A 12,498-nucleotide genomic window follows, 5' to 3' on the forward strand; every position below is an offset into this window, starting at 1 on the left:
TAAGCGTGGCGCTGTTACCCCTTAAAGATAATTCCCTCAGTAAGTTGGCAGCAATTGTTAAGTGCGTGAGCGCCACAGCAATTCAAACACCGAAAAAACATGTTTTTTCACAAGAAAGAACAAAGCGTTAAACAATTTAGTTGTGGAAACAGGCCATTGTTGTTGTTTCTGGTGTGAGTTGTTTGTTTTTGCATGCCTACCGCATCAGAGAAGTTTTTCCATCGCACTAAATGAGTGCGTACGACTAAACACGCACCAAAATCGGTCGCACCGGACGTTACGTCCAACAAGCCCCTGTGGCATGTCCTGAATTAATCTTTTTAAAAACAGCAGATTATCAGTAGTGAAAATTTGAGCCAATTACGGGCACAGGCTTTGCACCAGAACCTGCAGATATCGCGAATGAAATTCAAGGTAGTGCGGGAGAAGAGATGGAACTCACACCAAGAGAAAAAGATAAGCTGCTTATCTTTACTGCGGCCCTGCTTGCTGAACGACGTAAGGACAGGGGGCTGAAACTGAATTATCCAGAGGCCATAGCACTGATTTCTGCCGCTGTGATGGAGGGAGCCCGTGACGGTAAATCGGTTTCCGAGTTAATGGACTTTGGGCGAACCATCCTGACCACTGCGGATGTGATGGATGGGGTGCCATCCATGATTCATGACGTCCAGGTAGAGGCAACTTTCCCGGATGGTACAAAGCTTGTCACCGTCCATGAACCCATCGTGTAAGGAGTCGGGAAATGTCTGAACAATGTGCTGCGGGAAAGGCGTTGATCCCTGGGGAACTGAAGGTTGCCCCAGGCAGTATCTTACTGAACGAGGGACGTGACACCCTAAAAGTAAAGGTTTCCAACCTCGGTGACCGGCCTGTGCAGGTCGGGTCCCATTACCACTTTTACGAAGCCAACAGTTCCCTTGATTTTGATCGTACGGTAACCCGGGGATACCGGCTCAATATTCCTGCAGGTACGGCGGTCCGTTTTGAACCCGGACAGAGCCGCACTGTGGAACTGGTAGTGTTCGCAGGTAAGCGTGAAGTTTACGGTTTCCAGGGCAAAGTGATGGGTTCCCTCGACGCTGGGGGAAAAGGTTGATGGCGAGTATTTCAAGGCAAGCGTATGGCGAAATGTTTGGCCCAACGACAGGCGACAGGCTGAGGCTGGCTGATACTGAATTGTGGTTGGAGGTTGAGCACGACTACACCGTCTATGGTGATGAAGTTAAGTTCGGTGGTGGAAAGGTGATTCGTGACGGCATGGGTCAGAGCCAACAGCCAAGCAGTGAGACGCCAGATTTGGTGATCACCAATGCGGTTATCCTAGACTACTGGGGGATTGTAAAGGCGGATGTCGCCGTGAAAAGCGGGCGTATCAGTGCTATCGGCAAAGCCGGTAACCCGGATATACAGCCGGGTGTGGATATCATCATTGGGCCATGTACGGAAATCCTGGCCGGGGAAGGCTGCATCCTGACAGCAGGAGGTATCGATGCACATATCCACTTTATCTGCCCACAGCAAATAGAAGAGGCTTTGATGTCCGGTGTCACCACCATGATCGGTGGTGGTACCGGCCCTGCAACCGGAACCAACGCAACAACGTGCACGCCGGGGCCCTGGAATATTCACCGGATGCTGGAATCACTGGATACGTTTCCGATGAATTTCGGGCTTCTTGGAAAGGGGAATGCCAGCCTCCCAGAAGCCCTGTATGAACAGGTGTCTGCGGGGGCGATAGGTCTCAAGCTTCACGAAGACTGGGGGACGACACCGGCTTCCATCGACTGCTGCTTAACCGTGGCCGATAAAACCGATGTGCAGGTTGCTATTCACACCGACACACTCAATGAATCCGGGTTTGTGGAGTCAACACTGGCTGCCATTGGTGACCGTGTTATCCATACCTACCATACAGAAGGGGCGGGCGGGGGCCATGCCCCGGATATCATTAAAGCTGCCGGGCTCTCCAACGTATTGCCGTCTTCCACTAACCCTACCCGGCCATACACCGTCAATACGGTAGATGAGCATTTGGATATGCTGATGGTATGCCACCATTTATCTCCTTCTATTGCTGAAGATGTGGCGTTTGCAGAATCGAGGATTCGACGGGAAACCATCGCGGCAGAAGATATTCTCCATGACCTGGGTGCGTTTTCCATGATTGCTTCTGACTCACAGGCTATGGGGCGTGTAGGCGAAGTGATTACTCGCACATGGCAAACCGCGCACAAGATGAAAGAGCAGCGTGGAGGCCTGAAAGAAGATCCTTCGCATCATGACAATTTCCGGCTGAAACGTTATATCGCCAAGTACACCATTAACCCGGCTATTACCCATGGTATTTCCCATGAGGTTGGGTCGGTGGAAGTTGGCAAGCTTGCCGACCTGGTGTTATGGAAGCCTGCATTTTTCGGCACCAAGCCCAGTGTGATCCTGAAAGGGGGAATGATAGCCGCGGCACCGATGGGTGATCCCAATGCCTCTATCCCAACCCCGCAGCCTGTTCATTACCGTCCAATGTTTGGCAGTTTTGGTACAGCCAGTGCGCAGACATCGATGCTGTTTCTTTCCCAGGACGCTGCGGTGAATGGGGTTTCTACTGATTTGGGTTTGAACAGTCTTGTGGGCGTGGTGAGCAACTGCCGGAGCGTCCGCAAAAAAGACATGAAGCTTAATAACTGGCAACCGCATATCGACGTGGACTCTCAAACTTATCAGGTACGTGCTGATGGCGAGTTGTTGGTCTGCGAGCCGGCCAGGGTTTTGCCAATGGCCCAACGGTACTTCCTGTTCTGATAACAGGATATTCGAAGGACTTTAAGGAGCTGGGATGATTGAACTGACCAGAATAATAAAAACAGAACAACAGGCATTAAAAGAGTGGGATACCACACTGAGCCTGACCATTGACCAGAGAATAAAGACCCGCCAGCGAGTGAAGCTCGATGATGGCAGAGATGCCGGGCTGTTCCTGCCTCGCGGTTATATTCTGCGGGACGGCGATTTGCTTGAATCGGAAGATGGCGTGAGAGTTGGAATTATCGCTGCGGGAGAAGCGGTTTCAACGGTTTACAGCAGTGATGCTCACTTGCTGGCGAGGGCGTGTTACCACCTCGGTAACCGGCATGTTCCGCTCCAGATTACCCCTGGATGGGTACGCTACCAGCATGACCATGTTTTGGATGACATGGTTACCCGACTGGGGCTACAGGTGACAGCCGAAAGCGCACCATTTGAACCTGAAGCTGGTGCTTATGGCAGTCATTCGCACAGCCATGCTCATTAAAATTTACTTAATCAGAAGGATCTGATCATGAAACCGACACGTTATATCACGGGCTCACTAACACTGTTGGCACTACCGGTATTTGCTCATACAGGACATGGTTTGGCTATTGATGGGGCATTCTGGCAAGGCGTCCTGCACCCGGTAACCGGTTTGGATCACCTTGCAATACTGTTGGGTATCGGGTTTCTAGCAGCTCAGTTCAAGAACAAAAACAGTCAGCTGAACTTGATGGCTTTTGCTCTGGTAAGCCTTGTTTCCGGCTTGGCTGTTGGTTCAATTGCTGGTGTTTTTGTTGGTATGGAAACGGTGATTTTAGCGTCCATATTTGTAGCCGCTTTTGCGCTTTGGCAACAGAAGCACGGCGGAACAAGGGTATTAGCCATCTTGTCTGCCACAATGCTGGTTGCCCACGGTTGGGCCCATGGCGTTGAAGCGCCTGTGGGTGAACTTAGCGCATTTTGTTCAGGAATGCTGCTGGGCGCGACAGGACTCATGCACATCGGTATGTACCTTGGAGCCCGCATCCCATCAAATTGGCTTAGCCCTGTCTTGGGTACAGGAGCCATCCTTCTGACTCTGGCAGGATAAGCCGTGACGGCTGAGTATCGTCTGTTCCAGCTTATCAGTCCGTCTTTACCAATAGGGGCGTTCACTTATTCACAGGGGCTGGAGTGGGCCATTGAAAAAGAGTGGGTGACAAGTAAGGAATCACTTACGTTTTGGCTGGCTGACGTGCTGGAAAACAGCATTGCGTCTTTGGAATTGCCTCTGTTACGTCGTTATTGGCATGCAGTACATGAACATGATTGTGATGCAGTGATGCGCTGGAACCTGTGGTTGTATGCCTGCAGGGAAACCAGTGAGCTGAGAAGGGAGGAAGAGCAACGCGGTAAAGCAACTTTTACTCTTCTAAAGCATTTAAATGTCGCAGGGAATGATGCCTTGTCCGGCCTGTGCGGGAGCAACCAGTTGGCTGCTTTCGCCCTCGCGGCAGTAGGTTGGGGGATCAGCGAAGAGGACATTTGCCGCGGCTACCTCTGGAGTTGGATGGAAAATGCCGTTATGGCTGGAGTGAAATTGGTTCCGCTTGGGCAGACTGCCGGGCAACAACTGATGATGGAAATGGCAGGCAATCTTGATGAGGCTCTGAGAGCGTCTTCGAAAGTGAGTGATCATGAAATCGGGAGTTTCACGCCAGCACAAGCCATAGCGTCCTGTCGACATGAAACGCAATATACACGGCTGTTCCGCTCGTAAAGCAAAGGAATAAGGAAAAATAATGGACTACAAACAACCGCTCAGAATTGGCATAGGTGGCCCGGTTGGGTCAGGTAAAACAGCATTGCTGGAAGTGTTGTGCAAGGAAATACGGGATGTATATAACATCGCGGTGGTCACTAATGATATCTATACCCAGGAAGATGCGAAAATTCTGACCCATGCAGAGGCTCTTGATGCAGACCGGATAGTGGGTGTGGAAACCGGCGGGTGCCCACATACCGCTATCCGAGAAGATGCGTCGATGAACCTTGCCGCTGTCGAAGAGCTTGCCCGCAGGCACAAGTCGCTTGATGTGGTGTTTGTCGAGAGTGGGGGAGACAATCTCAGTGCGACGTTCAGTCCCGAGCTGGCAGATTTAACGATTTATGTCATTGATGTCGCTGAGGGTGAAAAAATACCTCGCAAGGGAGGGCCGGGCATCACTCGTTCTGATTTGCTGGTGATTAATAAAATCGACCTTGCACCATACGTCGGTGCTTCCCTGGAGGTGATGGATGCAGATACCCAAAGGATGCGTCCGGGGAAACCTTATGTTTTTACAAACCTAAAGGAAAAACAGGGTCTGAAAGAGATAATTGACTTTATCGTCACTGCAGGGATGCTGGATAGGAAAGAGTTTGCTTAAATAAGATTTTGAACGGCAAAGCGGGCACTGTTTCAGACCATGTGTCCGTTTCTTAGTTTTTACAACATGAAGCGAGCCACAACGCTTAACCATATTGTTATTGTGTGATCCTGTTTCATATTGCATGGAAACAAGATGCAAGATGTTATTAAAGTAGGGCAGTGTTTAAGATGCTTTGCTAATAGAGCATAACGTAAAAAACGTTTCGCTGAATATACAGTTTATTAAATCTTTACTGTCTGAAATATTTACATTTTTTACTCTTTTCATTCTGCGCTTTTTAATTCCTTTCATAAATTCATTTACATAGATATTCGGTACAAATTTCGCAAAGACCGCTTGCAAGACTAATAACAAACAAGGAAATGTTATGTATAAGAAAGCACTACTTTCAGCAGCGGTTGCTGGGTCAATGTTGGCTGTGGCCCCCGCTGCTTTTGCTGCACCCATTGTTACCGATATCGTTTCGGTCATTGATGAATCGGGATCAATGGGTGGTGAGCAGGCTTGGCTGTCAGGAATGATTTCACAGCTTGACGGTGGGCTCAGCGCAGCCGCAGGTGCAGATCCTCTCAGTGTGCAATACGGGCTGGTGGGATTTGGTGCCAGTATTGCTGCGGTGAGAAGGCTGGATATGGATACCACGACAGCTGCCATTGACGACTGGGGGACAGCCACTCAGATGGGGCCTGCGTCGGGCAACTTAGTTGCTTCAGGTGCAACGGAAGACGGTTACCTCGGTGTGAATGAAGCACTGTCTTATTCCGGGCAGGCTGGCGGCCTCAGGAACATAATCCTTATCACCGATGAAGATCGTGACAATACGGATTTCTCGTTAACTTACGCTTCAGTACTGTCAGCACTGCAGAGTGCAGACGCACTGCTAAATGCGGTGTTGAATGTTGATATTCGTTGTGGTGACGGTTCTACAGCACTGGGTATCGATGCCGACGGAAATGGTTACCAGGCAGATGGGGCTGGCAGCTACAACACCTGTTCAGGGGCAAGTATCCTGAGTGGAGCGGGATCATCGATTGCAGACTATGCGGACATGGCAACAGCAACCGGTGGAGCGGTTTGGGATCTTAATCAGCTTAGGGTGGGCGGTTTGACCGCCACATCGTTTACCGATGCGTTTGTTGACCTGAAAGTTCGTGAAACGGTGGTCGACCCTGATGTACCGGTTCCGGAGCCTGCAACCCTTTTCCTGTTTGCCGGTGGTTTGGGTATGGCAGGATGGCAACTACGTAAAAAGTCATAACGTCAGCATATAACGGAACGCCCACGCTGGTTGTCATAAACAGCGTGGGCGTTTTGTCATTTACCGAATTTATTTTTGTGGTGAAAGTGCATGCGTTCATGGAAGTAGGCTTTAAGGTGCTCTTCCATGTCTTTGATCTTCTCTTCAATTGTCTCAACTAAGATAGAGCTGTCGTTCATGTCGTTCACAGTGTCCGTTGCCAGAGCTTCGATATACTGCTTTTGCTCTTCGGTCAGTTCACGGGGAGTTTGGCTGTTCATGGGAGTTTTTCTGATTGTTCAAATTTAGGGTCAGATTACACTGCTGGTGGTAGATTCACACAATCCCAATTTTCAGTAAATTAGATTGCGAAACCCGCCTGCGGTGTTGTGAGAATTTGGGTACGGGTTATTACTGCCCATGATGATGACATTTCTGGGCCAAAAACCGGCGGGTGAAACAGCGGGCAGTGCCCGCTGTTTTAGGAGTAACATCTTATTTCCGGTTGGCCATATCAAATTTCTCACCCAATTCAAGGATGGAAACATCAGCGTAGCCTTTTTTTACTGCTTCAAACTGCTTACTTATGTCCTGTGCGTGCGCTTCATCTTCTGCGAGTACTGCTAACAAATAGATTGGGTGCACTTTTCCGTTTTCTACTTTCTTGGTATTGAGGTAAGAAGAAGTTATTAAGCCTGCACGGTTAAGGTTGACGATTTTCTGGAGATCCAGTCCCAGCACTCGATCCACTTCCGCACCGTCAACGCCATCTTTCCAGGTGAGGGTCAGAGCATAGTTGTTGAGGGTTGGGATCTTGTCCAGCCACTTGATACCCAGATACTCTACATTCTGTATGGTAACGAGGTTGCTTTTATAAAGAGGTAAACCGCTCAACTTAGACCTTACGTCGTCCTCACTTTCACCCTCAATAACAAACCGCAGTAACTTCACTGGCGTACCGTTAATCTCACTGTCGAGTAAGTACATGTCGCTGACATCGCCACTGTCGATTAATTTGCCAAACTCGGTTTTTTGAGCTGGCATTTTATCAAGCACAGCTTGAGCATCTTTAGTATTCCAAGTTAATCCTACGCCATACTTGTCTGCCATGACCGGAGAAGCAAACAACATTGCAGCAAATGTTGTGGCAATTATTGTATTCAGCATTCTCATGCGTTTTCCTTTTATTAGAATAAAATTGAAAGATAAAAGGGCGGTCCCAGCATTGATTAATTATCTGTCCGCCTGAAAATAACTTAATTTCCTAAGCGGACATTTTCCATTGAAAGGGTCAAGCAAAATAAAACATGAGCTGAACATGAGACACAGGTTTCTATATTGAGGTGATTCTTAGTGGAAATTTTATATTTTAAGGCTTTGTAATTTAACTTGGTTTATGTACTTGATTGATATTTATAAATAAATAATTTTCCTTTATATATTGTTATGGAAAACTTTCTTATAGTAACCAAAATGAGTCTTTCAGGGATATATTCTATTTTTATCAAATTACCTTTAACTAATTAAGCGAATTTTAAATGTGAAATGGACTCGATATCAGAATCTGAATTGTATTTTAATATTTGGTAAATGTGGTAAACGCCAGATGTAAAATTAGTGAAAACTCATATTGATAACGGATATATCACCATTCTTTATCTGGCTTGATTATAACGTTGTGCTAGGTACTTTTTCTCATGTAGAATTCGGCGCCCAATGTAATTACCGCTAAGGATATTAACCTTGTCTACCCGAATGATTTTGCCCCTCGCTGCTTTGTTGCTACAAGGCTGTGTAGCCCGGATTCAACCTAGCGGTCAGGAAGTGACTGTACTGTGGGGGGAGCCTAATCGAGTTGCCCACTGCGAAAACCGGGGAACTGTCGTTGGTTCAGAAGGGCATTGGTATGACTACTGGATCCTCAGCTATGACGCCATGATTAACGGCTCACTGAACCAGATGAAAAATGAAGCGGGTAAACGTGGGGCAGATACGGTATACCTCTATGACCCCATGACGTTTGTTTCGTCAGTTACCTTTATGGCGAATGCTTACAAATGTAATAGTGATAATGCCCAGGCTGTAGTGACGGGTCTGCCTGAAAAAACGTCTGTTGCAGAAAAATAATCGTAAAGCACGAAAGGCGCATTTTTAGCGCCTTATGCCACTGGAATGGATTTAACGCACTGCTATCATTTCAATTTCTACTTTGGCGTCTTTGGGTAGTCTGGCTACTTCAACGCAAGAACGTGCCGGGTACCCAGCGTCTCGTGTATCAAAGAACTGCTCGTACGCAGCGTTTACACGGGCAAAGTCATTTAGGTCTTTTACAAAAACGGTAGTTTTAACAATACTGTGAACAGTAAGTCCCGCCTGCTCAATAACAGCCAATGCGTTTTCCAGTGACTGTGTAGTTTGCTCTGCAACATCGTCAGGCATCTCTGAGGTTTTTGGGTTAATGGGCAACTGACCTGAGGTAATCACCATATTGCCAAGATCTACACCCTGTACATACGGGCCGATTGCTGCTGGAGCGTTGGGGGACGAAATTACACCCATTTTATTTTCCTGTTCTAATGTCGATGGGCTGCATTGTCGTGCAGCCCGGAATTTTACGGAATGCCGGGTAATATTCTCCCGGCGGTTGATTTGGTTAACCCACAAAAGCAGGCAATTTCCCAAGCATTGCCATAAAGTGGAATAGGGCAGTAAGAGCACCAAACAGAATCACGATACCCACCATAAGTTTGCCACCCGGCGCCATAAAGCCTTTATTACCGTTAGCCAGTGAACGAGATTTCGTTGCCAACAATGCTGGAATAATGCATGCCCATACTGTGGCTGCGGCACCGGCATAACCGATGGCAATAACGAAACCGAATGGGAAAAGCAAAGACATCACAAGAGGTGGAAGGAAGGTTACCGCCCAAGTTTTAGTGCGGCCGGCCTTTGTGTCTTCAAATTTGAAGAAATCAGCCAGGAAGTCAAATACACCCAGACCTACACCGATAAAGGAGGAAAGGATTGCGGCCATAGAGAAGGCGTTAATCGCATTGGCAACGCTGTCCGATGTGATCACACTGTCCAGCTGTTTGAGAAGTACGTCTACGTTACCGCCCTGCGCGATAACAGGCCCAAATTCGTGACGTGGCAGATTGCCGAAGATTGCAACAAGCCAGAGGCAATACAGGGCCAGAGCAATGATGGTTCCACCAAGAATGGCGTATTTTGCCTTACGTTCTTCCCCGTAATAGGCTCGCATTGAGGATACTGAGTGATGATAGCCGAAAGAAGTTAATGCTACTGGAAGCATTGCCATTGCATAAGGTGCGTAATTCGTTTGTTGATTCGCAGTGTCAAACAGTACGGAGAGATCAACATTAACTGTAAGACCTGAGACACCGAACACAAAGCTCAAAACCATGAAGGCAATCAGGATAACGGAAATACGGTCAACGGCGCGAGTTGAATGCCAAACAAAAAGGGAAAAGATTGCAACAAAGCCAATAGACGCAATTTTACTACTGATACCAAGGACATCCTGAAGAATTAAACCTGAAGATGTGATATAGGCATAAAGTAAAATGCCACCTACAAAATAAACTGTAAGGTTGTTGAAAAAATTAACCTTGCTTCCTAATAAGTCTTTTGTGACGGAGTTAAATGATACTTTTAAATCGTAATGTTTAAACGCTTCCAAAAGCATCCAGCCAGAAATGGTCATTACAACCATGGTCAAACTGATTGCAAGTATAGACCATACTGTCCAAGCTCCAGCTCCGGAACTTGGTAATCCAAGCATACCGGCACCGACACAGACGCTGGCAATAATACATGCACCACCAATTAGAGACGGGCTCTTTTCTTTATGATCTACACCTGGTAAGGATTGACTCTGTTCCATCGTTTCTACTTCCTGTAATTGTATTCACGTTATTGGAAATTATTATTGCGCCAAACTATCACTGTTATTTGGGTTGTGTTTTTTCTTATTGTGTATAAACAGAGAGCGCAGCAATATGCTGCGCTCATTGGCTATTTACAGTGCCGCTTCCAATTCGGTTTCATTGGCCGTTACCGTTGCGGGCTCTATTTCCTTCAATCTTGCAGTGAAGTGGCGAAGCACAGCAGGTTCATAAGTGAACTCTAGGCCTTTTACCTTAGACGCGTTCTTCTTCACTTCCTCAAAGGCTTCAATGATGAAATCCATGTGAGATTGAGTGTAGGTAGCACGAGGGATGGTCAGGCGAAGAAGCTCGGCCGGGCACGGGTGTTGTTTACCGGTTGCCGGGTCACGGCCCAACAGCAAAGAACCGATTTCAACTGAACGGATACCCGCTACTTTATAAAGTTCGCAAGCAAGTGCGTGAGCAGGGAACTGGTCTGCTGGGATATGTGGCAGCAGTTTACCTGCGTCAACAAATGCAGCGTGACCGCCAGCCTGCTGGCATACAACACCAATCGCTTCAAGGCCATCAACCAGATACTGGACCTGCTTAATACGGTAGGCAAGCCACTCCTGACGCATACCATCATACAGGCCTACTGCCAGGCGTTCCATTGCGCCACCTTCCAAACCACCATAGGTCGGGAAGCCTTCCTGAACGACACAGAGGGTGCGGCAGTCAGTATAGACGTCCAGCATGCTGTCATCTTTGAAGCACAACAGGCCACCCATTTGTACCATGGCGTCTTTCTTGGCTGACATTGCAAGACCATCAGCGTACTTGTAGGCTTCGCGAGTAATGTCTTCGATTGTCCAGTCTTGGTAACCTGGCTCACGTTGTTGCACGAAATACGCGTTTTCTGCGTAACGGGCGGAGTCCATGATGACCGGGATATCGTACTTTTGGGCGATCTCATAAACCGCTTTCAGGTTTGCGATAGACACCGGCTGGCCACCTGCCGAGTTACAGGTAATGGTGCTGACAATATAAGGTACGTTTGCCGGGCCAGCTTCCAGAATAGCAGCTTCCAGTTTTTCAAGATCAAAGTTGCCCTTAAAATCAGCATTAACAGATGTATCGAATGCTTCTTTGGTGTAGACGTTTTTCGCTACACAGCAGTTAACCTGGGTATGACCCTGGGTGGTATCAAAGAAGTAGTTGGACAGTGCCACCATCTTGGTACGGTCGAGACCCTTTTCTTTTTCGCGCTTTTTGATCAGCACAGGGATATAGATTTGTTCCGCACCACGGCCTTGGTGAGTAGGAATAGTCAGCTCATATCCGAAGATATCTTTTACTGCATTGGACAGGGCATAGTAGCTGCGGCTGCCACTGTAAGCTTCATCTCCGCGCAGCATTGCAGCCTGCATGTCCTGAGTAATAGCACCTGTACCGCTGTCTGTCAGCAGATCGATAAAGACATCTTCACTGTCCAACAGGAACGGGTTCATTCCGGCTTTCAGAATTGCCTGCTCACGGTATTCACGAGTCGTACGCTTTACAGGTTCAATAACACGAATACGGAATGGTTCTGGCAGATGTTTGAAGTTTTCCATTTTTATACCTTTAAAGTTTTTTTAGTAGTTTGAGGTTTTAATTACTATTTCTCGGCGAATTTTATTTAGGCAATGATCGCCCGTAGAAAATTAATTCCAAATTTATATTATATTTTGGGTGTTATTCCTGAAATTCGCACATTAATAATCGATCGCATGATAAATGCGTTCAATGTGTTAAATTTTAGGAATGGTTACACGAATAATTCGTGCAAAGAAGAATTACTTTGAAGGAAAGTAGAAAGCAATTTTGTAGTCAAGCGTAAACCAACGCATTATTTCACTGTACATATTCATTTTCGTTCCAACCTGAAAATCTTAATTCAAGCTAACGAGGACATTATCGATAGCGATGTATTCCCCGTCATCAATGAAAGAGGGAAAGTGAGATACTATCGACAAAAAATAATCAGCTTTGTGAGTATGGCACGTTTTACTCCTTCATACAGTTGCAGAAAATATTCGATGCCTGGTAACTATATAAGTGATGAATGTTTTTGTTTCGGGGAATAATTGTTTTCTGGGTAGAGATGAAAAAAACAGAGTGAGGTTCA

Annotated in this window: 15 protein-coding genes; 9 read left to right on the forward strand and 6 right to left on the reverse strand. The window is 47.1% G+C overall.

Features of this window, described 5'->3' with window-relative positions; translation table 11 throughout:
* The first annotated feature begins 431 nt into the window (after positions 1-431).
* The 8 genes from ureA (at position 432) to NF212_RS21520 (ending at position 6,462) form a co-directional block, all read left to right on the forward strand.
* Positions 432-734, forward strand: coding sequence for an urease subunit gamma (gene ureA / locus NF212_RS21485; RefSeq protein ID WP_434360968.1), 303 nt, complete (start codon positions 432-434; stop codon positions 732-734).
* Positions 735-745: 11 nt separating this feature from the next.
* Positions 746-1,099: an urease subunit beta gene (locus NF212_RS21490; RefSeq protein ID WP_434360969.1), complete on the forward strand. Its 354-nt coding sequence runs from the start codon at positions 746-748 to the stop codon at positions 1,097-1,099.
* Complete coding sequence (gene ureC / locus NF212_RS21495; RefSeq protein ID WP_434360970.1) at positions 1,099-2,802, forward strand: urease subunit alpha; 1,704 nt, start codon at positions 1,099-1,101, stop codon at positions 2,800-2,802. The genes NF212_RS21490 and ureC overlap by 1 nt, the downstream gene beginning before the upstream one ends.
* A gap of 34 nt (positions 2,803-2,836) precedes the next feature.
* On the forward strand, positions 2,837-3,292 hold the full coding sequence (gene ureE / locus NF212_RS21500) for an urease accessory protein UreE (RefSeq protein ID WP_434360971.1): 456 nt from the start codon (positions 2,837-2,839) through the stop codon (positions 3,290-3,292).
* Between the two features lie 27 nt (positions 3,293-3,319).
* On the forward strand, positions 3,320-3,883 hold the full coding sequence (locus NF212_RS21505; protein ID WP_434360972.1) for a HupE/UreJ family protein: 564 nt from the start codon (positions 3,320-3,322) through the stop codon (positions 3,881-3,883).
* A 3-nt stretch (positions 3,884-3,886) separates the two neighbouring features.
* Positions 3,887-4,552: an urease accessory protein UreF gene (locus tag NF212_RS21510; protein WP_434360973.1), complete on the forward strand. Its 666-nt coding sequence runs from the start codon at positions 3,887-3,889 to the stop codon at positions 4,550-4,552.
* 19 nt (positions 4,553-4,571) lie between these two features.
* Positions 4,572-5,201 carry an urease accessory protein UreG gene (ureG, locus tag NF212_RS21515; RefSeq protein WP_434362955.1) on the forward strand — a complete coding sequence of 210 codons (630 nt, stop codon included), beginning with the start codon at positions 4,572-4,574 and terminating at the stop codon, positions 5,199-5,201.
* A 370-nt stretch (positions 5,202-5,571) separates the two neighbouring features.
* A complete protein-coding gene (locus NF212_RS21520) occupies positions 5,572-6,462 on the forward strand; it encodes a PEP-CTERM sorting domain-containing protein (protein WP_434360974.1) in 891 nt (296 codons plus the stop codon).
* Positions 6,463-6,518: 56 nt separating this feature from the next.
* Here NF212_RS21520 and NF212_RS21525 read toward each other — a convergent pair whose 3' ends face one another.
* Positions 6,519-6,722 (reverse strand): hypothetical protein, encoded by a 204-nt coding sequence (locus NF212_RS21525; protein WP_434360975.1) that lies wholly within the window; start codon positions 6,720-6,722, stop codon positions 6,519-6,521.
* Positions 6,723-6,936: 214 nt separating this feature from the next.
* The gene (locus NF212_RS21530; RefSeq protein WP_434360976.1) at positions 6,937-7,608 is read right to left on the reverse strand and encodes a hypothetical protein; all 672 of its coding nucleotides are present in this window, start codon (positions 7,606-7,608) and stop codon (positions 6,937-6,939) included.
* A gap of 576 nt (positions 7,609-8,184) precedes the next feature.
* Here NF212_RS21530 and NF212_RS21535 point away from each other — a divergent pair.
* Positions 8,185-8,568: a DUF4156 domain-containing protein gene (locus NF212_RS21535; RefSeq protein ID WP_434360977.1), complete on the forward strand. Its 384-nt coding sequence runs from the start codon at positions 8,185-8,187 to the stop codon at positions 8,566-8,568.
* Between the two features lie 51 nt (positions 8,569-8,619).
* Here NF212_RS21535 and NF212_RS21540 read toward each other — a convergent pair whose 3' ends face one another.
* The 4 genes from NF212_RS21540 to tnaC form a co-directional block, all read right to left on the reverse strand.
* Positions 8,620-9,000 carry a RidA family protein gene (locus tag NF212_RS21540; protein WP_434360978.1) on the reverse strand — a complete coding sequence of 127 codons (381 nt, stop codon included), beginning with the start codon at positions 8,998-9,000 and terminating at the stop codon, positions 8,620-8,622.
* Between the two features lie 94 nt (positions 9,001-9,094).
* Positions 9,095-10,345 carry an aromatic amino acid transporter gene (locus NF212_RS21545; protein ID WP_434360979.1) on the reverse strand — a complete coding sequence of 417 codons (1,251 nt, stop codon included), beginning with the start codon at positions 10,343-10,345 and terminating at the stop codon, positions 9,095-9,097.
* Positions 10,346-10,480: 135 nt separating this feature from the next.
* Complete coding sequence (gene tnaA / locus NF212_RS21550) at positions 10,481-11,944, reverse strand: tryptophanase (protein ID WP_434360980.1); 1,464 nt, start codon at positions 11,942-11,944, stop codon at positions 10,481-10,483.
* A 222-nt stretch (positions 11,945-12,166) separates the two neighbouring features.
* Positions 12,167-12,241: a tryptophanase leader peptide gene (tnaC, locus tag NF212_RS21555; RefSeq protein WP_434362957.1), complete on the reverse strand. Its 75-nt coding sequence runs from the start codon at positions 12,239-12,241 to the stop codon at positions 12,167-12,169.
* Positions 12,242-12,498: the final 257 nt, after the last annotated feature.

Origin of the sequence: Parasalinivibrio latis (assembly GCF_036825535.1) — a bacterium.
Lineage (GTDB): Bacteria > Pseudomonadota > Gammaproteobacteria > Enterobacterales > Vibrionaceae > Parasalinivibrio > Parasalinivibrio latis.